The 23427-nt window shown below is 57.2% G+C and carries 27 protein-coding genes and 1 pseudogene; 12 read left to right on the top strand and 16 right to left on the bottom strand.

All coding sequences use genetic code 11. The features are described from left to right. Positions 1-30: 30 nt before the first annotated feature. Positions 31-303: a hypothetical protein gene (locus tag HQN82_RS18090; RefSeq protein ID WP_173615466.1), complete on the top strand. Its 273-nt coding sequence runs from the start codon at positions 31-33 to the stop codon at positions 301-303. On the opposite strand, the gene HQN82_RS18095 is transcribed toward HQN82_RS18090, so the two are convergent. Continuing rightward, on the bottom strand, positions 297-611 hold the full coding sequence (locus tag HQN82_RS18095; RefSeq protein WP_173615467.1) for a response regulator: 315 nt from the start codon (positions 609-611) through the stop codon (positions 297-299). The genes HQN82_RS18090 and HQN82_RS18095 overlap by 7 nt on opposite strands. 284 nt (positions 612-895) lie before the next feature. Between HQN82_RS18095 and HQN82_RS18100 the strand changes: the two genes are divergently transcribed. Together HQN82_RS18100 and ligD (HQN82_RS18105) are read left to right on the top strand one after the other, a co-directional pair. After that, on the top strand, positions 896-1132 hold the full coding sequence (locus HQN82_RS18100) for a DUF6894 family protein (RefSeq protein ID WP_035208414.1): 237 nt from the start codon (positions 896-898) through the stop codon (positions 1130-1132). Between the two features lie 280 nt (positions 1133-1412). Next, positions 1413-4064, top strand: a complete 2652-nt coding sequence (gene ligD / locus HQN82_RS18105; RefSeq protein WP_173615468.1) for a DNA ligase D — start codon at positions 1413-1415, stop codon at positions 4062-4064. A 41-nt stretch (positions 4065-4105) separates the two neighbouring features. Here ligD (HQN82_RS18105) and HQN82_RS18110 read toward each other — a convergent pair whose 3' ends face one another. From HQN82_RS18110 to ku (HQN82_RS18135), 6 genes are all read right to left on the bottom strand, one after another. Further along, positions 4106-4351 (bottom strand): hypothetical protein, encoded by a 246-nt coding sequence (locus tag HQN82_RS18110; protein WP_373968668.1) that lies wholly within the window; start codon positions 4349-4351, stop codon positions 4106-4108. 10 nt (positions 4352-4361) lie between these two features. After that, on the bottom strand, positions 4362-4661 hold the full coding sequence (locus tag HQN82_RS18115) for a DUF982 domain-containing protein (protein ID WP_022557679.1): 300 nt from the start codon (positions 4659-4661) through the stop codon (positions 4362-4364). A 68-nt stretch (positions 4662-4729) separates the two neighbouring features. Then, entirely contained in the window at positions 4730-5206 is a 477-nt protein-coding gene (locus HQN82_RS18120) for an Hsp20 family protein (RefSeq protein WP_003585428.1), read from the bottom strand. Between the two features lie 170 nt (positions 5207-5376). Next, complete coding sequence (gene ligD, locus HQN82_RS18125) at positions 5377-6408, bottom strand: non-homologous end-joining DNA ligase (RefSeq protein WP_173615469.1); 1032 nt, start codon at positions 6406-6408, stop codon at positions 5377-5379. Beyond that, positions 6405-7217, bottom strand: coding sequence for a non-homologous end joining protein Ku (ku, locus tag HQN82_RS18130; RefSeq protein ID WP_173615470.1), 813 nt, complete (start codon positions 7215-7217; stop codon positions 6405-6407). The genes ligD (HQN82_RS18125) and ku (HQN82_RS18130) overlap by 4 nt, the downstream gene beginning before the upstream one ends. Before the next feature lie 11 nt (positions 7218-7228). Next, positions 7229-8128, bottom strand: coding sequence for a non-homologous end joining protein Ku (gene ku, locus HQN82_RS18135; RefSeq protein ID WP_173615471.1), 900 nt, complete (start codon positions 8126-8128; stop codon positions 7229-7231). 200 nt (positions 8129-8328) lie between these two features. Between ku (HQN82_RS18135) and HQN82_RS18140 the strand changes: the two genes are divergently transcribed. Beyond that, the gene (locus HQN82_RS18140) at positions 8329-8505 is read left to right on the top strand and encodes a hypothetical protein (protein ID WP_080823558.1); all 177 of its coding nucleotides are present in this window, start codon (positions 8329-8331) and stop codon (positions 8503-8505) included. An 8-nt stretch (positions 8506-8513) separates the two neighbouring features. After that, positions 8514-9290, top strand: coding sequence for an exodeoxyribonuclease III (gene xth, locus HQN82_RS18145; RefSeq protein WP_173615472.1), 777 nt, complete (start codon positions 8514-8516; stop codon positions 9288-9290). Positions 9291-9513: 223 nt separating this feature from the next. On the opposite strand, the gene HQN82_RS18150 is transcribed toward xth, so the two are convergent. Beyond that, complete coding sequence (locus tag HQN82_RS18150; protein WP_173615473.1) at positions 9514-10125, bottom strand: BA14K family protein; 612 nt, start codon at positions 10123-10125, stop codon at positions 9514-9516. A 219-nt stretch (positions 10126-10344) separates the two neighbouring features. Then, complete coding sequence (locus HQN82_RS18155) at positions 10345-10650, bottom strand: DUF1236 domain-containing protein (protein WP_034497513.1); 306 nt, start codon at positions 10648-10650, stop codon at positions 10345-10347. 168 nt (positions 10651-10818) lie between these two features. On the opposite strand from HQN82_RS18155, the gene HQN82_RS18160 reads away from it, so the two are divergent. From HQN82_RS18160 to HQN82_RS25715, 4 genes are all read left to right on the top strand, one after another. Beyond that, positions 10819-11214 carry a DUF1236 domain-containing protein gene (locus HQN82_RS18160; RefSeq protein ID WP_006697878.1) on the top strand — a complete coding sequence of 132 codons (396 nt, stop codon included), beginning with the start codon at positions 10819-10821 and terminating at the stop codon, positions 11212-11214. A 183-nt stretch (positions 11215-11397) separates the two neighbouring features. Beyond that, positions 11398-12768: a sensor histidine kinase gene (locus tag HQN82_RS18165; protein WP_113381390.1), complete on the top strand. Its 1371-nt coding sequence runs from the start codon at positions 11398-11400 to the stop codon at positions 12766-12768. Then, positions 12765-13412 carry a response regulator gene (locus HQN82_RS18170; RefSeq protein WP_173615474.1) on the top strand — a complete coding sequence of 216 codons (648 nt, stop codon included), beginning with the start codon at positions 12765-12767 and terminating at the stop codon, positions 13410-13412. The genes HQN82_RS18165 and HQN82_RS18170 overlap by 4 nt, the downstream gene beginning before the upstream one ends. 107 nt (positions 13413-13519) lie before the next feature. Further along, positions 13520-14119 (top strand): hypothetical protein, encoded by a 600-nt coding sequence (locus HQN82_RS25715; protein ID WP_173615475.1) that lies wholly within the window; start codon positions 13520-13522, stop codon positions 14117-14119. Between the two features lie 1083 nt (positions 14120-15202). On the opposite strand, the gene HQN82_RS18180 is transcribed toward HQN82_RS25715, so the two are convergent. Then, a complete protein-coding gene (locus HQN82_RS18180) occupies positions 15203-15991 on the bottom strand; it encodes a DUF4394 domain-containing protein (protein ID WP_173615476.1) in 789 nt (262 codons plus the stop codon). A gap of 196 nt (positions 15992-16187) precedes the next feature. Between HQN82_RS18180 and HQN82_RS18185 the strand changes: the two genes are divergently transcribed. Both HQN82_RS18185 and HQN82_RS18190 read left to right on the top strand, forming a co-directional pair. Continuing rightward, complete coding sequence (locus tag HQN82_RS18185; protein ID WP_173615477.1) at positions 16188-16733, top strand: sigma-70 family RNA polymerase sigma factor; 546 nt, start codon at positions 16188-16190, stop codon at positions 16731-16733. After that, positions 16730-17434, top strand: a complete 705-nt coding sequence (locus HQN82_RS18190; RefSeq protein WP_173615478.1) for an anti-sigma factor — start codon at positions 16730-16732, stop codon at positions 17432-17434. The genes HQN82_RS18185 and HQN82_RS18190 overlap by 4 nt, the downstream gene beginning before the upstream one ends. Before the next feature lie 406 nt (positions 17435-17840). Here HQN82_RS18190 and HQN82_RS18195 read toward each other — a convergent pair whose 3' ends face one another. Further along, complete coding sequence (locus HQN82_RS18195) at positions 17841-18434, bottom strand: nitroreductase family protein (RefSeq protein WP_210259566.1); 594 nt, start codon at positions 18432-18434, stop codon at positions 17841-17843. A gap of 399 nt (positions 18435-18833) precedes the next feature. On the opposite strand from HQN82_RS18195, the gene HQN82_RS18200 reads away from it, so the two are divergent. Continuing rightward, on the top strand, positions 18834-19733 hold the full coding sequence (locus HQN82_RS18200) for a LysR family transcriptional regulator (protein WP_107341891.1): 900 nt from the start codon (positions 18834-18836) through the stop codon (positions 19731-19733). 96 nt (positions 19734-19829) lie between these two features. Here HQN82_RS18200 and HQN82_RS18205 read toward each other — a convergent pair whose 3' ends face one another. The 5 genes and pseudogenes from HQN82_RS18205 to HQN82_RS18220 form a co-directional block, all read right to left on the bottom strand. Further along, complete coding sequence (locus HQN82_RS18205) at positions 19830-20348, bottom strand: hypothetical protein (protein ID WP_173615479.1); 519 nt, start codon at positions 20346-20348, stop codon at positions 19830-19832. Positions 20349-20495: 147 nt separating this feature from the next. Then, positions 20496-20636: a hypothetical protein gene (locus HQN82_RS25545; protein WP_234904915.1), complete on the bottom strand. Its 141-nt coding sequence runs from the start codon at positions 20634-20636 to the stop codon at positions 20496-20498. A 16-nt stretch (positions 20637-20652) separates the two neighbouring features. Beyond that, a pseudogene (locus tag HQN82_RS25765) lies at positions 20653-20904 on the bottom strand (aldehyde dehydrogenase family protein); the annotation flags it as partial. A 109-nt stretch (positions 20905-21013) separates the two neighbouring features. Then, entirely contained in the window at positions 21014-22093 is a 1080-nt protein-coding gene (locus tag HQN82_RS18215) for an MBL fold metallo-hydrolase (RefSeq protein WP_173615480.1), read from the bottom strand. A 44-nt stretch (positions 22094-22137) separates the two neighbouring features. Further along, complete coding sequence (locus tag HQN82_RS18220) at positions 22138-23256, bottom strand: NAD(P)-dependent alcohol dehydrogenase (RefSeq protein ID WP_173615481.1); 1119 nt, start codon at positions 23254-23256, stop codon at positions 22138-22140. Positions 23257-23427: the final 171 nt, after the last annotated feature.

Raw genomic sequence — 23427 nt, forward strand, 5'->3', positions numbered from 1 at the left:
TCCCGCCTATATCGTGTGGAGGACGGCTACGTGCCCAAACCATCAAATTTTCCCGGCTGCCCGCTTCGACGCCTCCTTTTTCGCTGGGCGGCGCGCTTTACCGCTGACGAGCGAATGCAGAGCCGGCTTGTTGAAAAAACGATCGGCGAGATCATCCGTGATTTTCCCGCCGCCGACCACGACTCCAGGATCGATGTAGAGCTTCTCGCGACTTTGCGAGGTGTCGCTCTACAGGAATTCAGTACTCGTCCTCGCCCAGAGCGTCGTTCCGAGAACGATCAACTGTCGAGCGACGGTCAGTGAAGAGTGGACAGCGTTCCCGGTGGACCGAAAAGTGCATCGGCTATTTCCCGAAGCTCCGCGCTATCGCCGCTCACAGAGTAACCGCGGTCGTTCGATTTGGCCCGGTTCGCGAAAACAAACGGCACTTTGGCGTTCTCCAGTGCAATCGACACATTCAGCAATGTCTGGTCGTCGATTTCCACGTCAACGATTGCGGCGTCAACGTCCCACTCCAGTAACGCATCGAGCAGGCATCGTGTCGATCGAACCGATCCCAGGACGGTGGCCCCTGCTGCCCGCAGCCGCTGACGGCACGCAAATGTCAGCATGAGGCGCTGCTCTACGATGATTAGCTTTTTCCCACGAAACGCTCGCAACATAGAGATATCCTCTGTTTGCGCAATGAACCACCTGCGAGCGGAAGACGCGGTCGGTTCTCGTGTTATCCACGGCTTGCAGCTCGGCAATTCGCGACTGCTGTCATGGCATTCATGCCAAACCGCGCATAGCGATGACGGTTCACGCTGAGACGATACCTTTTCAGAGGGTCCGATGGAACCATGTTCTTCGAAGGCGGTTGAAAAATCTGCGAGACAAAACAGGTAGCTAAGACATGCAGCGGTATTACTTCCACGTTCGGGACGCTGACGGCCTCTCCGAAGACACTGAGGGAACCATGCTGGCAAGTGACGAGCGCGCGTATATCGAGGCCGCGCAGGCTGCAAGAGAAATGCTGGCGGAAAAAATCCTCAAGGATGAAATCGTGGATGGCGCGGAATTTGAGGTCGTCAGAGGCGACGGCGTGCTGGTCGCAAAAATCCCCCTGAAATCTGTCGTCCGGTTTGAATGAACCTTCCTGCCTGGCGATGACGAGACAACACTCATCTCGACTTGGTCGTCCGTTTGAACTGCCATCCGGCCTTGGTGGCCTCCTGCATGGAACCAAACCATAACCCGTTGCCTTTTCACCGTTGAGTTCGCGGGCTGTGTGCACCGGACGCAACAGGGTGATGAATGCGAACCCGATTCTCATCCCGCACAACGAAAAGACGATTGCGCGTCCACCTGCCCGGCCCGTGCCTCATCCCGTATTCCTTCGAAGCGGGAGGTGGATTTTTTCGGGGATACCCATGGCCAACGACAAGCTTTCGACCTACAGGCAGAAACGCGATTTTCAGAAGACGCAGGAGCCAAGCGGAAAAACGAAGCTGAAAGCTTCAAACCGCCGGCGCTTTGTCATCCAGAAACATGACGCCACGCGGCTCCATTATGACCTGCGCCTCGAACTCGACGGCGTCTTCAAGTCCTGGGCTGTAACCAAGGGACCGTCTCTCGATCCCCAGGACAAGCGCCTGGCCGTGGAGGTGGAAGACCACCCGCTGGACTATGGTGACTTCGAAGGCACGATTCCCAAAGGCCAGTATGGCGGCGGCACGGTCATGCTCTGGGACCGCGGCTACTGGGAGCCGGAAGGCGACAGGACGCCCGAGCAGGCTCTCGCCAAGGGCGACTTCAAATTTACCCTTGAAGGCGAGCGGCTGCATGGCAGCTTCGTCCTGGTGCGGATGCGCAACGACCGTGACGGGGGCAAACGGACGAACTGGCTGCTGATCAAGCATCGCGACGACTTCTCGGTCGATGAAAACGGCGCCGCCATCCTTGACGAAAACGACACGTCGGTTGCCTCGGGCAGAACCATGGCCGCCATCGCTGCCGGTAAAGGAAAGAAACCAAAACCGTTCATGGTGCAGAGCGGCGATGTGCAGGCCGACGCCGTCTGGGACAGCAATCATGGACTGGCGGCAGACAAACGTGCGGGGGATGCGAAGAAAAAGCGCCCGGCAGCGCGGAAAGCAGTGAAGTCCGCGATGCCCGACTTCATACCTCCGCAGCTTTGCGAAACGCTCGAACGCCCACCCTCGGCCGATGGCTGGATCCACGAGATCAAATTCGACGGATACCGTATTCAGGCGCGCATTGAAAACGGCGAAGTCACGCTGAAGACGCGCAAGGGGCTGGACTGGACGGCCAAGTATCCGGCGATTGCGACGTCGGCCGCAAGCTTGCCTGATGCCATCATCGACGGTGAGATCTGTGCGCTCGATGAAAACGGTGCCCCGGACTTCGCCGCACTTCAGGCGGCGCTGTCAGAAGGTAAAACGGATGCGCTCGTCTATTTTGCTTTCGACCTGCTGTTCGAGGGGAGTGAGGATCTAAGGCAACTACCGCTCACGGAACGCAAGAAAAGGCTCGAAGCGCTGCTGAGTAAGGCGGGGGGAGATCCGCGCCTGCGGTTCGTCGAACACTTTGAGACCGGCGGCGATGCAGTATTGAAATCGGCGTGCAAGCTCTCGCTGGAGGGCATTGTCTCGAAGCAGGCGGATGCCCCCTATCAGTCGGGGCGTACCGATACCTGGGCGAAATCCAAATGCCGCGCCGGACATGAGGTTGTCATTGGCGCTTACGCCAAAACCGACGGCAAGTTTCGTTCACTTCTTGTCGGCGTCTTCAGGGACAATCACTTCGTCTATGTCGGGCGGGTCGGGACCGGCTATGGTGCCAAAACGGTGGATACAATCCTGCCGAAGCTTCGGGAACTGGAAACCTCAAAATCGCCTTTTACCGGAATAGGCGCTCCGAAAAAGGAACCCAACATCGTCTGGGTCAAGCCCGAACTGGTGGCCGAGATCCAGTTCGCTGGCTGGACCGCGGATGGACTGGTCCGTCAGGCAGCCTTTAAGGGTTTGCGCGAAGACAAGCCGGCGAAGGAGGTCGAGGCCGAAACGCCGGCATCGCCCGGGAAAACTGAAACGCCAACGCCGGCCCGGCCAAAGCCGTCGCGACCGGCACGCGGCAAGAACACCAAGGCAGAAGTTATGGGCGTGATGATCTCCAGCCCTGACAAGCCACTCTGGCCCGATGCAAATGACGGTGAGCCGGTCACCAAGGAAGATCTCGCGCACTATCATGAGGCCGTTGGTCCATGGCTGATCGACCATATCAAGGGACGGCCATGCTCTATCATCCGGACACCTGACGGCATCGGCGGTGAGCAGTTCTTCCAGAGACACGCGATGCCGGGAACGTCGAACCTGCTCGAGCTTGTCAAGGTGTTCGGCGACAAGAAACCCTATCTGCAGATTGATCGCGTTGAGGGCCTTGCCGCCATCGCCCAGATCGGCGGCGTCGAACTGCATCCCTGGAATTGCGAGCCCAACGAACCGGAGGTGCCCGGTCGTCTTGTCTTCGACCTTGATCCGGGTCCGGACGTACTCTTCTCCACCGTGGTCGAAGCCGCGCGGGAAATGCGCGACCGGCTGGAGGAGCTTGGCCTCGTCAGCTTCTGCAAGACCACCGGCGGCAAGGGCCTTCACGTCGTCACCCCGCTTGCGGTACCGAAGGGAAAGAAGCTGAGCTGGCCGGAGGCGAAAGGCTTCGCACACGATGTCTGCATGCAGATGGCCCGTGACAACCCTGACCTTTACCTGATCAAGATGGCGAAGAACCAGCGCAACGGCCGGATCTTCCTCGACTACCTGCGCAATGACCGAATGGCGACTGCTGTTGCGCCGCTGTCACCGCGCGCCCGGCCAGGCGCACCAGTATCGATGCCACTGACCTGGAAACAGGTAAAAGCGGATCTTGATCCGAAACGCTTCACCATTCGCACCGTACCGGCGCTTTTGTCGAAGACAACCGCCTGGGAGGATTACTGCGACGGGCAGCGTTCGCTGGAGCAGGCCATCAAGCGGCTGACGAAGTCGATGAAACAGGCCGCCTGAGAGCGGCCTGGATCAAGACCCGTAGCGCCGGTCAAGGTCGCTCAGCGCAGCCTGAACCTCATCGATTGGACAGGTTCCGGCGTTCCAGGCATATGGCGGAACGCCGGCCTTGAGTCGATCGTGTAGGGGTCCGAAGCCCAGGCGGCCAAAATGGTCCTTTTTTCGTCGACTTGGAGCGTGGTTGCATCCACCACATCGACCGGCCGCGCAATTTTCATACCCGTGGACAGGATTGTCGTGCCCATCAGTGCGATATCGCTCGCGGTAAGCTGCGGATTCTCATGCATGTCGGCTTCCTCAGCGAACGTGCGGATCCTTGTCGTGCGGGTGACGGGGCGCGGAGATGACATCAACGTCCGGGGCCAGCAGATCGTGTTTGGCGGCAAAGGCTGCAAACAGACCCCGGGCGGTGTCCGCTTCGATCTCACCGCGCAATGCCGCGCTGCAGGCCTTCAGCGCCATTGAATGCGCCGTATCGCGCATCGATGCCGGCCATTCCGCCAGATGCCGGTAAGCGTCGATGACGCTGCGAACCTCGGTCGGAAATCCAAGGCCGATAAGGATGGTTACGGGCTCTTTGAACATATCGGGTTTCATCGCGATCTCCTTCCTACCCCCGATGTTGACGGGCGCCGCTGCAGCGGCGCCCGTTTTTTAAAAATCGATCAGGCAGCCTTTTGCGCTTCGATCTGCGCCGGGGCAACCTTATGCTGAAGGGCCGGGCTGGTCTGGATATCGATCTTGCGCGGTTTCAAGGCCTCAGGAATCTCACGAACGAGATTGATCGACAGAAGACCGTTGCGGAGATCGGCGCCATTCACCCTGACATGGTCGGCAAGTTCGAAACGATGTTCGAAGGGCCGGCCGGCTATACCGCGATGAAGGTATTCATCGGCGGAAGCGTCCTGCTTCTTGCCGGTAACGGTGAGAAGGTTGGATTGAAAGGTGATGTCGAGCTCGTCCTCGGCAAACCCTGCGACCGCGACCGAAATCCGGTAGCTGTCATCGCCGGTCTTGACGATGTCATAGGGCGGCCAGTCGCTGATCGAGCGGGCGCGCTGGGCATTTTCAAGAAGATTGAAGATCCGGTCGAAGCCGACGGTCGAGCGGAACAGGGGTGCGTAGTCATAAGATGTTGCCATAGCCATATCCTCCTTGAAGCAACATGGGTACAGAAGCGCCGAAAGGCGGCGCTTCCAGCAAGTCCAGCCCTGTCTCAGCAGCTGGCGGCAATCGATTTGGTTTTCGGGAATTTACGATTCAAGTCCGTCGTCAAAAAAAAATTGACGTCCACGCGCCGGCCAAGACCAACTCAGTCGAGTTCATGGACCGCGGCATTGTCCTGTACCTCGCGCAGGCCTTTATAGGACGCATGACGCAGGTTGCCATCGTCGGTCCAGCCACGGAACTCGATTTCGGCGATGAGCGTCGGCTGCGCGAAGACGTAATTCCTGCCCTTGAGCGGAACGGCCGGTGTCTTCGTCTTCAGCCTATCCAGGGTCTTCTTCAGATACGCCGCATCTTTCTCCTTGAACCCGGTTCCAACGGCGCCAACATAGACCCAGTCATGTCCACGTCTCGCCGCCAGCAGCAAACTGCCAATCCCGCCGCGCGCCACCGCCGACTGCTCGTAACCGACAATCATGAAGCTCTCGCTTTGAACACACTTGATCTTCAGCCAGTCTCCGGTCCGGCCCGAGCGATAAGGGCTGTCACGATGTTTTGCGATGATTCCTTCCATGCCGAGGGAGCACGCGCTCGCCAATAATTCAGCGCCGTCCGCGTCTATTTCTTCGGACAGCTGGATTGCGCCGGTCGCGTCTTCCAGCAGGTCCCCAAGCAAGTGCCGGCGGACCGACAGCTCGGTACGCGTGAGATCGTGACCATCGAAATACATAAGGTCGAAGGCGAAGAATACGGCTTCTGTCGACGCCCGTTTGCCGCCTCGCCCGCCGAGCGAGCGTTGCAGAGCGCCGAAATCGGAGCGGCCCTCGCCGTTCATCACCACTGCTTCGCCGTCAAGGATGGCTGTTGCAATTCCAAGGTCCCTGGCCGCTGCGGCGATAGCGGGAAACCGGTGCGTCCAGTCGTGGCCGCCCCGGGTAATGATCCGTACACCCTTCGGCTCGATATGGACCGCGAGCCGATAGCCGTCCCACTTCATTTCATAGACCCACTCCGGGCCGGACGGCGGGGCCGTCTTCAGGAGCGCCAGACATGGCTCGACGCGATCTGGCATCGGGTCGAACGGCAGATTGGGCTGAGCCGGATCGCGCCTGCGGCGCGGCTGCGATTTTGCCGTCAGGCTGTCATTCTGCAGGAGCGGCTTGGCGGGGCGTTTCATTTGCCCGCCCGGTTCTCGGCCGCAACCGACTTCTTCAGCGCGTCCATGATATTGATGACATTGCTGGGTGCCGACTTCGTCGGTGTGGATGTCCCGGGTTTTGAAGACTTCTTCAGCGCTTTCTTCTTGGCGGCAATGATGTCAAGCAACCGGTCCTGAACCGGATCGATGACCATCTTGGGATCCCAGTGCTGCGTTTGCTTTTTGATCAGTTGCTGCACGAGACGCATCATCTCGCTATCGGCCGTTTCATCTTCTTCGATCCCGCCAAAGTAAGTATCCTCGTCACGGACTTCATCCCCATAGCGCAGCGTCCACAGAACGATACCCTTGCCGCGTGGCTCAAGCATGACGGCGCGCTCGCGGCGGGTAATTACCAGACGTGAAATCCCCACCATGTTCTGCGCTTCCATCGCATCCCTGATGACCGAGAATGCTTCCTGGCCGACGGCATCGTTGGGTGAAAGATAATAGGGCGTGTCGAGCCATATCCACTCGATGCTGTCACGGGGCGTAAACGTCGAGATGTCGATGGTCTTCGTGCTGTCGAGCGCAACGTTTTCCAGTTCTTCGTCTTCGAGGATGATGTATTCGTTCTCGCCACGCTCATAGCCCTTGACCTCATCCTCCTCCCTCACCTCTTTTCCGGTAACGCTATCGACGTAGTGGCTGACGACCCGGTTTTCGGTATCGCGGTTGAGGGTGTGGAAGCGGACCTTCTCACTTTCGGACGTTGCCGGCATCATCTGCACGGGACAGGTGACAAGCGAGAGTTTCAGATAACCTTTCCAATAGGGACGGACAGCCATGATTTCCTCCGTCAGCCGGCGCGGCGCGTCTGTGACGAGACCGCATTTGATTTGGCAGCAGCACCCGGTTTTGAAGCCTTCTGACGGCCACCACTCTTATTGGCGTTAGAAGCGGCGCGTTTCTGGCTGGATTTGGTGCCCATGCCAGCACTCTCACGCAGCGCCTGCAAAAGGTCGTTTTGCTTGGGGACCGCTGCGGCCTTCTTCTTCGGCAGGGCCCTGCCCTCGATCTTGGCCTTCACCAGCTCGGCAACGGCGGCCTCATAACGGTCGTCGAACGTGCTGGCGTCGAAGGTCCCCTTCTTTGTGCCGATAATGTGCGCGGCGAGCTCAAGCATCTCGCCTTCAATCTTCAGGTCCGGCAACTCCTCGAAGGCCTCCGCCGACGAGCGGACTTCATAGTCAAAGTTGAGCGTCGTGGCGATCAGGCCCTTCCCATGTGGCCTGATCAGCACCGTACGCAGGCGTCGGAAGAGCACGGTGCGGGCGATCGCAGCAACTTTGGCTCGTTTCATACCATCGCGCAACAGAACGAAAGCTTCCGTCCCCATCCTGTCGGGCGCCAGATAATACGGCTTGTCGAAATAGACGCTGTCGATCTCGCTGCAGGGGATGAAGGCGTCGATCTTCAGCGTCTTGTCGCTGTGAGGCACGGCGGCAGCCACCTCATCCGGCTCGAGAACGATGTACTGGCCGTTCTCGATCTCATAGCCCTTGACCTGGGCGTCCCGTTCCACAGGATCGCCGGTCTCGCTGTCGATGAATTCGCGTTTCACCCGGTTGCCGGTTCGTCGATTGAGGGTGTTGAAAGCGATCCGTTCCGATGATGATGCCGCAGTGTAGAGAGCCACAGGACACGCGACCTCTCCGAATTTGATAAAGCCCTTCCAGTTCGCTCGCGGGGCAACCATGACGCAAAACTCCTGCCACAACCAATGCGATTCAAGCGAATCAGCATGCATTTGTTCCGAGTCAAAACGAATCATTTTTCAAGGACTTAAGGCCACGATCATCACTCGCATTACGAGTCTGCGCTAGACTCTTGATTCCGGTGCATCTTTTTGCGGCGACGAACGTTTCCCCGTCACAAAATGCGAAGAGGAGGCCCGTTATGAGTAAGCGTGAACTGATCGATACCGGAACCGACAAGCGTTATGTCCGCCGCGATAAGGACGGCAAGTTCAAGGAAAGCGTCGACGTCTCGCGATCGCTCTCCGCCGACGCACGCCACGATGCGAAGCATGATGCGAAACCGGGCCAGGGTGACCGGGGTGATCGCAAGCACTGACGAACCCGGTGAAGCTCGCCACGTACAACGTCAACGGCATCAACGGCCGGCTCGAAGTCCTGCTTCGCTGGCTCGATCAGGCAAAACCCGATGTCGTCTGCCTGCAGGAGTTGAAGGCACCGGACGAGAAATTTCCGCGCCGCCAGATTGAGCGCGCGGGCTACGGCGCCATATGGCACGGGCAGAAATCATGGAATGGCGTTGCAATTCTCGCCCGGGGTCAGGAACCTCTCGAGACGAGCCGGGGGCTTCCCGGAGACCCTGACGACAGCCACAGCCGGTATATCGAGGCTGCCATCGATGGCATGATCATCGGATGCCTTTACCTGCCGAACGGTAACCCGGCACCGGGCCCAAAATTTGACTACAAGCTGCGTTGGTTGGAGCGGCTGCGTTCCTACGCAGGTCAACTGATTGAGCTGGACGTGCCATGCACCCTTGTCGGAGACTTCAACGTCATGCCGACCGATCTCGATGTCTATAAGCCTGAGCGCTGGCGAGACGATGCTCTGTTTCGCCCCGAGGTTCGCGCAGCCTATGCCGACCTGATCTCTATGGGCTGGACGGACGCCATCAGACTGCTGCATCCAAATGAGCGAATCTATACGTTCTGGAAGTACTTCCGGAACGCGTTTGCGCGGGATGCGGGTCTGCGCATTGATCATTTCCTGCTGACCCCTTCCGTGCGACAACGATTGCGGGCGTGTGGGGTCGACAAGTTTGCGCGTGCGTGGGAGCACACCAGTGATCACGCCCCCGTCTGGATTGAATTGGAGGACCGATAGAATATTTTACGCAAATCGGGTTAACCTGTGTTTAGCAAGGACCGTTGCGATGTGCGCTCTCGCTCGCGAATTCGGGCAAGCACGCATTAGGTAACGGGTCGCTACAGGTACTTGAGAACAGTCCCTGGTCATAAAAGAGGCTGCCCCCCTTTAACGACGCCTCGCTCCTGCGAGATTAGCAAGAATAGAGATCGAAAAAGATCGACACCTGTTGGTCTTCAGTCTAATTGGAAACCTGCTGGGCGAGTAACGTAGTCCGGTAGTGCTGATCCGACGCTTCTAAACCCGACTGGCATTGTCTCCTCGGACCTGAAAACGGCTGATAAGAATTGTCCTCAGGCTGGTAAGACCGATACCGGCTCATACACCAGGCAACATGGCCGTCGTTCAGCGAGGCGATTTGCGGTCGTTTTTCTGTCTCGACCAGATCTATCGGTGGGACGCAGCGCCTGCGCGGCCCGCCACTGAAGGGTTGGTAACTTTTATCGGCCTTCACATATGACCGGTATTTGCGGGAGCACCATTCATCTGATTTGTGCTCCGCAACATCAATCTCAGTCGCTTTTCCAAGCGGTAGACCGCCATCTTTTATGGATGGCTTGCTTCGCGGGACATCACTGGAAGCGAGTAACGCATCATCAATGTCAGACGGTAAACGCTCATAGGCTTGCTGGTTTGGATCAACACGCTTGACCTGCGTGGTCCACAAGGGCTCCTCATTTACATCAAGAATGACAGGTGGCTGGGACCTGAGATCGGACGCAATCCTCATTCCACCGCCAACAACGGGTAATGAGCAGAGAAACAGTAGGGAGCCGACGATAACGTTTTGCATGGCGCATCACTAAAAAGCATCGAAATATCGCCAGAGCAGCAAGACGGGAAATTTCGTGCCGCTCGGCACACGGATAGCCGATCAAACTGTTGGTCGCGCCACCGCGACCAACGCTGAGTCGCCGGGAAGGCTGTGAGATCGTAAAAACGATCTTACAGCCTGCAGGATCGATGAAAGACGACGTGACATCTTGCCTCCACCGATCACCGGGTTACCGGCTTAGTTCATGATCCTGATGACCTTGCGGGTGCCGGGATCGACGATCGCTGTCTTTCCGTTGACGACGACGTAGCTGTAGGTCACATCCGGTGCATCAATCCTGTGCAGCTCCACCGTTTCCGGAAGGGCAGTGCCAACCACGACATCGACATTTGGCACATCCACTGAGGTGACCGTGTGCGCAGTCACGTATTTCTGGATCACAACTTCCTGTTCCGGACTGATCACGACGGTCTGCGCGTGCAGAACGCTCGACGTGCCCATAACGATCATTGCAGCCGTCATTGCGAGGACTCGGGTTTTCATATCATTCCACCTTGGCAAGTGTTGCTTTTTGCCTGCGGTTGCAGGTGGGATTTCAAGCAAATTGGGCGGAAAGTGTTCCAGACAGGGTACAAAGTCCTATGTCCGGAACTGATGCAGATCGAAAAATATTGTTTGGCTGTAGAAATTCTGCCCGAAGGAGGAACACCCATGCAGATGAAACAGCTTTCTTTCCTGACGTTCGCAATACTGGTCGCCGGCGGAGCTCAGGCTCAGGAATCGACTGTGACCGGCGCCGCTGGCGGCGCGATTACCGGGGCAATCGTAGGCGGCCCGGTCGGCGCAGCCGTTGGTGGCGTCGTGGGCGCCGTCGCAGGCACAGCTATCGATCCGCCGCCACCGCGCGTCGTTACCTATGTTCGGGAGGCTCCGATGCCGGCCGAGACAGTTGTCGTGAAGGAAAAGGTCGTTGTCGGCGAGCCGCTTCCTTCGGCTGTGGTCATTCATCAGGTTCCGGACGAACCGAAATATTCTTATGCCATCGTCAACAAGCAGCGAGTAATCGTTGAACCGACCACGCGCAAAGTCGTGCAGGTTATCAACTGATGGCATTGCCTGCCGGGTTGTCTTCCCGGCAGGCCTTTTCCCGGGGGAATAAATTAGTATTTTCAGAAATAAAAATCTTCATGCCTTCAGGCTTCGCTTTCCGTCCCCGAGATCATAATTTACTGTTGTCTGAAGTTCGCTGGGCTGACCCTCGGCGGCAAAGTCACAGGCACGCGTGTCACTATGTCAGGTCGCACAATCACTCGTCTTTCATCGAAGACCTTGGGCTCATTGTCACTCGCCCAACAGTTTTTCCTCGCCGGCGGTCTTGTTACGTTGGGTGCGACGGTTTTGATTGGATTGCTGGTGACAGATCAGATTGTTGAGACTGTAACAAGGAATGCAGGCTCGACAACCGCGCTTTACGTCGACAGCATCATTGCACCTATCCTGCCGGATCTTACCCGCGCGACAAAACTGGACGATTCCATCGAACGAACGCTGGATGAAACTCTGGGACAGGGTGCACTGGGCAGACGACTGGTTTCCTTCCGGCTGTGGACGAAAGACGGAACCATTATCTACTCGAACGACAAGCGGCTGATGAACATGGTCGTGCCGCCTGGCGAAAACAGGACAAAAGCGTTCGCTGGCGAGCTCGTCGCAAATTTCGAAGAGGCAGGAGACCCAGAGAGCGACGCGGAGCGAGCGCTCGGGGAACCCCTCCTGGAGATATATAATCCCGTCTTGCAGCCATGGTCCGGAGAGGTGGTTGCCGTCGCAGAGTTTTATGAGCGGGCAACGGATCTCGAGAAAAGCCTGGCGCGAGCGCGCTGGAAGAGCTGGATCGTCGTCATCGCGGTTGCCTCTGCATTTTTCGCCGTTCTTTCCACAATTGTGCTCAAGGGCAGCAGGATGATCCGGCATCAACTGCGTGAGATCGAGGACCTGGCGCGCCGCGTGCAAAAAGGATCGCAGCGCACGGTGGCCTTGAACGAGCGGCTGTTGCGCAAGATCGGTGCCGATCTGCACGATGGGCCTGCACAGCTCATCGCCTACGCAGCACTGCGGGTGGACAGCGAGAAGCTCGTCAGCGACCAGACAAGTCGGAATGAACGAGAATCCGAGACGACATCGATCAAGGCCAGTCTGGATGAAGCTATCCGGGATATCCGCAACATCTGCCGCGGCCTTGTTTTGCCGGATATAGAAAATCTGCCCATCGAAGACGTTGTTGGTCGGGCGGTTGAACATCATCAGTCCCGTGCTGGTACGCGAATAACGACCTCAATTGAGGATGTGAACGCGCAAGTCGGAGTTCCCCTTAAAATCTGCGCTTACCGGTTCGTCCAGGAGGGTCTGAACAACGGTTGGCGCCACGCAGCATCAGCAAATCAATGCGTGTCACTCCGACAGGAAGGCACAGAGATCGTCGCTACTGTTTCAGACGGCGGCAGTGGCTTTTCGTTCGACGAGATTGGACCCGACTGCATCGGCTTGTCAGGCCTTAAAGAACGAATTGAAAGTCTGGGAGGCCGCTTCGAAGTGCAGACATCGGCACGCGGAACGCACCTCACCATGAGACTGAACACCGTGGATGTGAGCGATCCATGACAGAAAATATAAAGGTCGTCATCGTTGATGATCACCCGATGTTTCGCTCGGGTGTATCGCAGAGCCTGAAAGAGTGTGGTTTCGACGTCCTGGGCGAAGGAGAAAACGCTGACGAGGCACTAGCCCTTGCGACCAGATTAGCGCCGGACATCATCCTCCTGGATATCTCGATGCCCGGCAACGGCCTAGCGGCGATCAAATCCATATTGAGCCTGTCTCCGTCCATTCGAATTCTCATTCTCACAGCATCTGAGAGCGTGGATGATCTTCAGACAGCAATCCAGTCGGGCGCGGCGGGCTATGCCCTGAAAGGTGTCGGCTCTCGTGAGCTGGTACAGATGCTGCGGACCATCGCAGACGGCGGGCGTTACATTCCACCCGAATTGGGCGCCAAGTTGCTGGCTGAAAGAAAGGCCGCATCGGAACTGATGGAGCAGCGTCAGGATCTGAGCAGAAGAGAGCGGCAAGTCATGGACCTCATCGCCATCGGAATGAGCAACAAGCTTGTCGCCCGCAAACTGGGTCTCCACGAGAAAACGGTGAAGCATCACGTGACAAGGATTTTTGCGAAGTTAAAGGTCAGCAATCGCACGGAGGCGGCACTTCTTTGGAGAGATCGTATCTCTGCTCAGCGTGAGCCCTGAAACCTCAAACGATCCTTGACCGTCGCAAGCCGATCAACGATGACACGGCCCTTATTGTCGCGCATCGAATACCGGCCCTTTCGTAAAGTCTCGGTGATGCCATTGGCATGGCGCACTTCGAGAGCCTGGCCAGCCTGCTCAACGCCAGCCCGGTTCTGACCGGAATTTCCGGCTGCTCCAGGATCTGGTGCTTTCCCGCTTCCGCTCTCGTTTCCGTTCCCTTTGCCACCTCCATTTCCATGTCCGCCATCATTGCTGCCACCGTTGCCGCCACCGTTTGCGCTTCCGTTTCCGCCGCTGTTATTACCGCCATTTCCGTTTCCATTGCCGCCGCCGTTGTTTCCTCCGCCATTACCACCGTCATTCCCGTTACCGTTGCCGCCGCCGTTGTTTCCTCCGCCATTGCCACCGTCATTCCCGTTACCGTTGCCGCTGCCATTGTTTCCTCCGCCATTACCGCCGTCATTCCCGTTACCGTTGCCGCCGCCATTACCTTGAGCGACAGCGACCCGGACACCTGCGGCCTGCAAGAATTGGACAGCGATCAACGCAACCACGGGCCGTCCGGCCATGGGAAAGGTGAAGAGGTACTTAAGCATGTTTCTTCTTGTACGCACTCCGTTCTCCATATCTGCCGTCCTGCCGGAATGGACGCGAACCAATTATCTCTGCACAGGCTGCCAGAGTTTGGCTCGGTTGAGAACTGACCTGGGGTCGTCTTGAACCCGCTTGTTCTGAAATAATCGCCGTCTGAAAGCGACTGACGTGATGGGTGCACAAGAGCCGCGCGTAAAACAATGTGAAGAAACCCTGCACTTTCCCGCTGGTTCAGCGCGACTAAAAAAGCAACGTCGTCTCAAAAGTAAGCGTCAGCAGCTCCCGTCCGTATCGCTTTTCGGATGAGCGTCGAGCTGCTTCTGGTGGCATCTCTTCAACATTTTGTCGATCAGGGCCCTGTCTCCGTTACAGTGATCCAGAATGTCGACTGCCTTCGAAATGCTCAGAGAGTATTTTTGTTGAAGTTGCTCAACGGTGTAAGGCTCGGGTCGTAAGCTCTGGTCCATCTTATCCTCTTTACGTTCTGCAATCAGATGCTGTGCGATCGATTGCGTATCCGAGACGCCGCGCGAAATGCGCCCATGATTGGCTTGTGTCGAGTTCTCCGGATCGTTTCCGGCTGGAGCTCCTCGAGCGACAACTTCCAAACAATCAACACTCATTATGCGGAGGGGTTCATCGATTGGGACTTAGTGCCCAAATTTGGGTGGTACTTATTCGACCGGAACGGAAGGAGGCCTTTTTCCTCAAAGCCGATCCTCGCACGGTGCGGGTGACATTCGCACCACCCCCAAACCCAAAGCTTCCAGATCGGCAGGAAGCCCGCGCGGCGGAGATATCGCTCCGCGCGGTAAGCGAGCCTGGCACCAGTGAGGTCTTGACCCATGCCGCTGGCTGAATGCCAAGCTCCGTCGCTTTCCAGGCGCGCAAGCCGGCGGCAATTAGCAAACGGGTGATACGAAGTATTTGTACAGCAGGTAATTGCGGTGATCGCAACTGCGCCATGATTCGGGCTACTCTCGACAAAAATGGCCAGCACTTCTCGCATGTTGAGGATTGAATCGCGAGTGCCGCTGACCGGGATCTTGTCCTGAGGTCGGCAAAAACCTGCAAGGCTCCGGCTCGACCGTTGACAGGTCGAGCTCGCAAGGACAAATTCAGGCCTGATTACTTGAAGAGTAAATCGGACGGAGGCAGATTGCTGGTCATCGGCCTCCGCCCGTCTTCCTGTGTCACATTTCGGGAAGAACAGCGATGTCGCGGACTTCGTTGTCCGTGCCGGTGATAGCGCCTACTTCGGTAGCGTTGCCGGTGTCGAGATTAACGGTGTAGAGCATTTTGTTTGCAGCGAGATAGGCAGTGTTCTTTCCGGCTTCCGTGCCCTGAATGTCAAAAGCATAGGTGGCTGGCTTGTCTTTGAGACCCAGCTTGCCAATTGCTTTCAAAGTGCCGTCATTCGGCTTGGTCTGCTGGATCAAGGCGCCAATCGTCGCATCGATATTGTACATTGCGGTCTTTTCGGGCTTGCCGATGGAGTTGGTATAGGCGGCTGCGACAATGTTCGGCGTCTCGCCCTTGTGCATGTCACCATCTTCGAAGGCCAGGACACCGTCGACCGTCACTGCACCGGTGTCAGGATGGACACGGTGGTTGGTGGTACCAGTCATGAAACGAAGACGATCAGCCACCGGATTGAAATCGACGACGATCGGAGCCTGTGTCACCGTCAGCGTCTTGTCCATTTTTGCGAGATCCGTGGCAGCACCGCTTTCAAGGTTGATGGTAACGATACGATGGTCCGGGGTAACACCGATCACTGTCTTGTTGGCGGGGCGGTAATCAATGCCGACGAGCTTATCGACGCCAGTTACTTCCATGGTCCTTGTAACGGCGGGCTTCGCGGTATCGAACATGACAAGTGTTTTGTCACTCGTCAGCCCGAGAACGGGTGCCGAAAAGGCTGTCGATGCCATGGCAGCAAAGGCGGCGGAGGCGGTCAGTGCGAAAAGGATGGTCTTCATGTCTTTCTCCCGTGCGTTCAACATTCGAGAAGGCGTCAGGCACTCGGCGCTAGACCCTTCATCATTGAAGACACCGCAAGGGAGGCGATGGATGCAGGTCGTAAAAATAATTCTCAGGATGCATCCATTTGATCGCCGGATGGGTATAGTTCGTGAAAGCTGACGATTTTCACCGCTGGATCATGGAAGGATATTAATGGGTTCCGGGCCGGACGATCTGGATAAGGCGCTTGCTGCCTGCGCTAAGGGTGACCGTTCGGCATTACGCCGAATTTTCGATCAGGAGGCCGGGCGGTTGATCGCCGTGGCGCAACGCATCGTTGGACGTCGCGAACTTGCCGAAGAGGTCGTGCAGGAAGCCTTTATCCGAATATGGACCCACGCTTATCAATACAGCGCGGACCGTGGCTCCGCGCGCGGATGGATTTATGCCATCGTTCGAAACAGAGCGCTCAATCTCCTGCGGGATGGCAAACTTGAACATTCGGTCGAAGAGGTAGAAGCGCTTCAGGAAGCCGAACAGGCAGACGCGATCATGGGTGCGTGGCACCGTCTGGACACACAATCGCGCCTGCGCGAATGCCTGGGATCGCTCGATGAGACAAAGCGGCACGGTATTCTGATGGCCTATGTTGGAGGCTATTCTCACGGCGAGATCGCCGGAAGGCTGCGCGTTCCACTTGGCACAGCGAAATCCTGGATCAGGCGCGGGCTTCTGACGCTTCGGGAGTGCATGGGATGATCTACGACCGCAAGGATATACCGAACCTCGCTGACGAGTATGTGTTGGGCTTGACCGAAAGCACCGCCGCCGCGGAAATCGAGGACGCCATGGAACGAGATTCCGAACTGAAGGCCGCGATTGCTGCAAGCCGTGAGCGTTTCCTGCCGCTCGACACCGCTATCACACCGGCAACCGTCAACGAGAGCCTGTGGCATCGCATTGAATCTGGGCTGACTTCGCAGCCTGTGACCCGCTACATGTCTGTTTCCACGCGCGCGAATGACAATAACAGCAAAGGCTGGAAGATCGCTGCGCTTTCGTCAATTGCCGCCGCATTGTTGCTTGCCATCGGCCTTGGATACAGCTTCATTCACAAGGCGGAGCCGCTTGTCGTCGCCGTTTTGATCAATGAGGCTGGAGATATTCAGGCGGTTGTCGAAGACTTTGGCGATGAACGGGCAACGATCCGTATACTGGCCGACTTTGCGGTGCCAAACGATAAGACGATAGAGGTGTGGACGCTTCCGTCCCGAGAAATCGGACCTGTTTCGCTCGGATTGCTGAAAGGCGTTCGCTCGGCTCGCCTTGATGGACCCGCATTGCCCACCCCGCGTGACAACCAGCTATACGAGATCACGCTCGAACAAGCGGGAGGATCGCCGACAGGCAGACCGACCGGACCGATCTTGGCCAAAGGGCTGGCGAAATTTCCGCGATGAATCTTTCAAAGTGACATTTGAAGGTTGATGGGATGCATATTAAACCAGACGCCCGTCCCGCCAGATCAGGCACGGCCGCAACGCCGTGCTCGGGCCGCTCGTCGGGAGTACGCGGAAAAAGCGATCGTGCTCACTAGGATGAAAGATGTCGTGATTGGAGTGCTTCATCACAGAGCATGGCCGCAGTGACCATCAATGTGGTTGAGGTCTCGGAGAACACTAACGCACCCACTAGGCTTGCGATGGGGATGGCAGATTCATCCGCGTCAAGACGTTGGCATTGACCGAAATTAGTTACCGATGGAATGAATCTGGAACGAGGAGACAACCAGCTACAAGATACAGCACCTCGGGCTTGTGTTTGAAGCGCTCGCAGCAGCAAAGGCACCTAGTCCTGTACGATGCTCTAGCGAAAGAAGCTTCGAAAGCGGTCACCATCGGGGATAGTCGTCTTTGCGGGAAAAGGCGCCTCGTTGGAGCCGAACGGCATCTGCGCGCGCAACCGCCATGTCTCCGGTATGTCCCAATGCCGTTTGATCTTTGCGTCAACCAGCGGGTTATAATGCTGGAGACTGGCTCCGATACCCACGCCAGCAAGCGCGATCCAGACTGAAAGTTGCGCCATCCCAGAGGCTTGCTCGGACCAATCCGGAAAGTGATCAGCGTACAAAGGCCACTGATCTTGTAAAATCCTGACGACATTTCGGTCCTCGAAGAAAAGAACAGCACCTGCTCCAGCAGCGAAGCTATCGATCTTTCTGAAGGAGCGCATCTTCGCCTCTCCTTCAACGATATGACTCAACTCCGATTTTACGATGTTCCAGAGTTTCTGATTTTCACCGCGGTGCAGGATCACAACGCGCGAACTTTGCGAATTAAAGGCTGAGGGTGACAGGCGAACCGCCTCGCGAATAAGTGCATCAATCTCTTCGTCAGAGAACGCGATGTTTTTGCCCAGAAAATACTGCGTCCGACGTTTTGCAAGAAGTTGCACCATCATGCTGCGGCTATCGGGATTTTGCGTCGGGAGGTCCACTTTAATCTCCTGGCTTCTTTGTTGTGTTAATCATGCGACCAGGATCGTCGGAGTAATAGACTGCCAAGGCGAAACCCATTGTTGCGGAAAAAAGAACGATACCTGCGCTCTTTTACAGCGTATGCGATCCGCGGGATGAGGCCGATCTGACGAGGCTCGCCACTGATCCGCTGCAGTCATACCGATCGGCTTGAAGGGCGGTAGCGGACAGCGCCTTCTATCCAGCTTGCTTCGCTCGTTTATTCAGCTCGGCCTATAGGGCTGCTGTAGTACGTTAGTCCGAGCACCGGACGCGTTGGGAACTTGACAATATTGCGCACCCAGTGTTGCAGTAGCCGCGTTTACCGGAGTTCGGAGTTGCTAATGGCGGAACCTGAGTCTGTCGAGATCTTGGACTTGATCTCCTTCATTCGGGTGGTCGAAACTGGTAGTATTGCTGGTGCGGCCAGTCGTTTGGGGATCGCTAAATCGATCGTCAGTCGCCGCGTCAGTCGTTTGGAGAATTTTCTAGGCGCAACGCTCCTCACACGTTCCCAAAAAGGAACAACCCTTACAGACGTCGGCCGTGAGTATCATGTACGAGCAGCTTCCGGGTTGGCCGAATTAGAGTCCGCGCAGGAGATGGTTGTAAGGTCGACGACCGAAGCATCTGGTCAGGTTAGAGTTTCGGTTCCCGTCGCTTTCGGAGAGTTCTGTCTCGCTCCGCTGCTGGCAGAGTTCGCTCTCCTCCACCCCCGGATCCATTTCGATGTTCGCTTTGAGGACCGTCAGCCGGATCTTGTCGCCGAGGCGTATGACTTGGCGGTAAGGATTGGAAGCATCCCGGATTCCGTGCTGATTACGAGAAAACTTGCAAAGGTACGTTGGGCTGTCGTCGCCAGTCCGTCCTATCTGGAAGCCAGAGGGCGCCCCTCAAAGCCCGCTGAACTGGCTGCGCACAACGCCATACTCTACTCCTTCGATACGGTCAGCTGGCGTTTTCAAGGCCCGGATGGATGGGAACAAGTCCGAGTGAACTCACAATTTCGCACAGACAACGGTCAAATGATGCTTGCTGCCGCACGCGGCGGACTTGGTATCGTGGTACTGCCCCTCTTCATGATTGAGGAGTCGCTTGCAAGAGGTGAGCTCGAAGTCGTAGTCCCGGGCTATAGTCACGCGGGAGCAGATTTGCACATATTGATGCCACCAGCGCGCGCAGGCATTGCTCGAGTGCGTGCACTTGTGAACTTCCTGTATGAGAAATTCGAACGTGAGGTGTAATGACTGCCTCTCGTCGAGCTCGTTAATCGCGCCGGGATTTCAAGATGCGGCACCTTTAGGACCAACCAGGCAACGGCTCCGCAGTCACGATGGCTTTCAAGTGACCGTGCCAATAAGGCGGGCGATCGAGACTTTGGCCAAATCGGCGAAATCCTGTTCGACTTGCGAAAGTGGATCGGTGACGCTGGCACACGCTTCAACCGTCGCCGCCAGGCGATCACGCAGGTCCGGGTCGGAAATGCTCGCATGTTCGATCAGCGCACGGATGGCGGTATGAGTTGCGAGGTTCTGAGCGCTTTGGATAAGGGCAGATTCCTCGCGTCTCTCCCTTTCGAGCTCCGCATGACTCTCTGCCTTTCCGCGCCTAGACCGAAATCCGTGTTCTTTTTCCCAATACCGGGCTGTACCGCGCCCCACATAGAGTATGTCCCACGCGCGCTCTGGATCACCACCCTTGGCCGTATCCGCATCCGCACCACACAGGTGCAAAAACAGTCGACGCATGGCGACGTCGGCAAAGTAAGTTTGGGCAGTAGTTCGTGATCCACCTGACGGAAATGCAGCCTCCGATTCCACTGCCGCCTGGCTGATAGCTGCATTTATCGCATCCATCATAACTCTTTCCGCCCGCTTAAAGGCGTCAACCCTGTCCTGCAAATTATTATCCTTTCGGAGGTCCCTTATCCAATTCGGGGATGCCGGCCGAGTAGGCGAGACATCTCCATCGAGATGCCAAATTGGATTGGCAACATTAAGTGAAAATTACGCAAGACGACCGAGTGCAAACTTCCATTGAAGTTCCAGCTCTCCAAGCCTGCGTCGAGGAGTTGCACTTTCTACCAGCGCGTCTTTCACCACATTGTCGACACGGGCGACGTTCTGTTTGTCGATTAGCGGCCCCATGTCGCTTGCCGGGTCGGATGCCGGTCCGACTTTGACAGCACGCAGCCTTTTGGGCGAGGCCGTGACGGACCCGTTCGTAGATTGAACTCTGTACGAGCAGCGGCGAGCCTGTCTTACAGAACTGGCCGGCAAAGATGGTCAGTGCCTTTTCGAGAACCGGTAGCATCGCGTCAATATCAGCATCGTCAAATACGATCATCGGAGCCTTGCCACCGAGTTCCAGCCCGAACCGCTTCATCCCGTAGCACCCTTGCAAGAAGCTCAGCATCGTCGCGCTGGCGCGCGAGTTCCGGCCCGCCCTTTGAGTGGCGACCTCCGGACATACCGGGGCAGGCCTTGCCCGCCCGGTTCCGGGTTGGGGTGGAGGACGATCCCGGTCAGGTCAGGAACGGTGGTGAATTTTCGCCCCGCAAACGATAATTCGGCCGCGGCCTTTCCAAGCGGATAGACTCCAGCACGGTATAAGCGTGGTACTTCGTCTGGGTCGTCACGCCGGCAAGCCGCTCGGACCATAGCTGGCCATTGCTGCTCTTCTTTTCCAGGACGTATTTCGTGGCAAAATTGGCCATCGAATTGATCCAGTTCTCGGTGCCGGAAAACACCTGGTCCCAACCGGCACCCTCCAGGATGCTGACGAGCACATCCGACCGGCTGAATCGATCCACGGCCGCCTGTGCTCCGTCGAGGACATCCTGGAAATATTCGATTGAAGCCGCGACCGTTTCCGGCGTCCCGTACTTCATGTGATGACCAGCGACGAGGAAATCAAAGTCATATTCCATTAGTTGCTTCTGGGCTTCGTACCAGCCAGTGATATTTTGCGATGCGTCGCAATGCATGAAGGTGGCGCTGCCTGGACTCACGATGTCGATGACGGTCAGCACCTTTTGCGCCGGCGCATAGATAAAGATGTTGCCCGGGCAGTGGTTCTCGCCCTTGTAAGACAGTTCCAGCGTCACCCCGCCGACGACAAGCAGATGATCCTTGTCGAATGTCAGGGTTGGCACCGGTCGGTTCGGATCGGGGAACCGCTCTAGCAATTCCTTGGTGATGTCGTGCGCGACGATCTCGACATCCGCCCCGAAAACCGAAGCGGCACCGATATGATCCGTATGCCAATGGCTATAGATCAAATGCGTGACCGGCTTGTCGGTAACGTCTTCGATGGCAGCCAGCATGTTTTCACCGATCGTCGGCGGTGCGTCGATGGCGACGACGCCGTCGCTGGTCACGACGAAGGCCGCGTCATAGCCGCCGCTGGTGACCCAGTAGAAGCCGCCACGAAGCTCCTCGACATGGTAGCCGAACCGTTGGAAGCGTTCGGAGGAGAAATACTCAGGATAATATCCCGGTGGATCAGCCGGGTGCTCCCCGGCCTCCGGAAAGCCGTAATGGTCGATCCCGAAAAAGTTTGGCTCGTCGGTCGCTCTGATCAGCTTCTGGTGTCGGTCGCACATTTGCTCAATCCTCAATGTTCGCGATATCGAAAGAAAGTGGGTGGTTAATCGGCTTGCGGGGGAAAGCGCAGGACGGCCTTGATCACGCGCCCCGCCGCGACATCGTCAAATGCCTCGTTGATGTCGGCGAAGTCGTAGAAGGTGAGCAGCCTGTCGAAGGGGAAACGACCGTTTCGATAGAGACCGACCAGTTCAGGGATCATCAGGCCGGAAATGGCATCGCCCTGGATAATCCCGATGAGGCTTTGCCCTACAGTGAGCCGGGAGGCATCGACAACCGCGCCCGAATGATCGTTGAAGGCGACGAAACCAAACTGCCCCATCGGTGCCAGAGCGCCTATGCCGGCGTCGAGGTTCTCCTTCCGGCCGCTCGTGTCGAGGACGTATTCGGCGCCGCGAGAAGCGATATCCCTGATCGCCGAGGCAACATCGGTTTGCTCACGCGGGTTGACGCAATGCGTCGCGCCGAGGTCGGAAGCGAGTTTCAGCCGTTCGGTATTGACATCGATGGCGATAACGACGGCCGCATCGGCAACTTTTGCAGCCATGATCGCCGCCAGCCCAACTGCCCCTACGCCGAAGATGGCGATCGAAGCGCCTACCGGCACTTTGAGCGCCTTCAAGACGGAGCCGGCGCCGGTCTGAAAGCCACAACCGAGCGGCCCAAGCAGTTCAAGCGGCACGTCGTCCGGGACCTTGACGGTATTGCGCTGGTGAGCGAGCGCATATGTGGAGAATGAGGACTGACCGAAGAAGTGCGCATTGAGCCTGTTCCCGTCGGGCGCTGCAACGCCGATCGTTCCATCGAGCCTGGCGCCGGCGAAATTCGCTTCCCATACGTGGTCGCAGTAGGCCGCATGGGAAGACATGCATGGCTTGCAGTGGCCGCAGGAGTGATAGGAAAGAACGACATGATCGCCGGGTTTGAGATGCGATACGGTTGATCCGACACGTTCGACGATGCCGGCGCCTTCGTGGCCGAGGATCGCGGGGAGCGGCGTCGGCATGAGCTGTTGCCTGACATGCGCATCGGTCGCGCAAATGCCCGTAGCAACCATGCGGATGAGCACTTCATCGGGGCGCGGTGCCTCAAGCTTCACTTCACGAAGGATGAAGGGGCCGTTTTTTTCTTCCAGTACGGCTGCGGTGGCGGATTGGGTCATCTGTTCCTCCATGGGCTGATTTCGGATACTGTGACGAGTGATCCCGCTCACGGACCAGGGGCGATCCATGTTCGGAGGGCTTGATGCAATCCGCTTGAGTTTCGGACGAGTGGTGGTGAAGCGGCTTGTTGTCACAGCCCGTTTGCGGGCCTGCTGTTTGCAAACATATCC

Source organism: Agrobacterium pusense, assembly GCF_013285525.1.
GTDB classification, from domain to species: domain Bacteria; phylum Pseudomonadota; class Alphaproteobacteria; order Rhizobiales; family Rhizobiaceae; genus Agrobacterium; species Agrobacterium pusense.